The organism is Vibrio sp. 10N.222.49.C9 (assembly GCF_041474985.1).
Lineage (GTDB): Bacteria > Pseudomonadota > Gammaproteobacteria > Enterobacterales > Vibrionaceae > Vibrio > Vibrio crassostreae_C.
Window position 1 is genome coordinate 1 of record NZ_JBFRVD010001096.1, and the last position, 282, is coordinate 282.

Sequence of the window (282 nt, forward strand, 5' to 3'; positions counted from 1 at the left end):
TACACACACTGCCCTGTTTAATTCCATCAGAGACGTGAGCCCCAACAAGCACTTGCCCGCGATCATTAAAGGCGCGAACAAGATCACCATCGCTTATTCCACGTGCTTTGGCATCTTCTGGGTGAATCGTAATAGGTTCGCGATTTTGTATCGCATACTCCTTACGAATATCCGCATAGTTAAACTGGCTGTGCAGACGATGCGCCGCGTGAGAGGTCATTAACTGCAACTCACCCTGCTTATAGTTTGCCGCCCATTCGGTAGGCTCAATCCATGTTGGGT

1 protein-coding gene is annotated in these 282 nt (G+C 49.3%); it reads right to left on the reverse strand.

Annotation, left to right across the window (positions count from 1 at the left end):
* The coding region (locus AB4585_RS27050) for a molybdopterin dinucleotide binding domain-containing protein (protein WP_372171826.1) at positions 1–282 on the reverse strand (282 nt) is incomplete at both ends.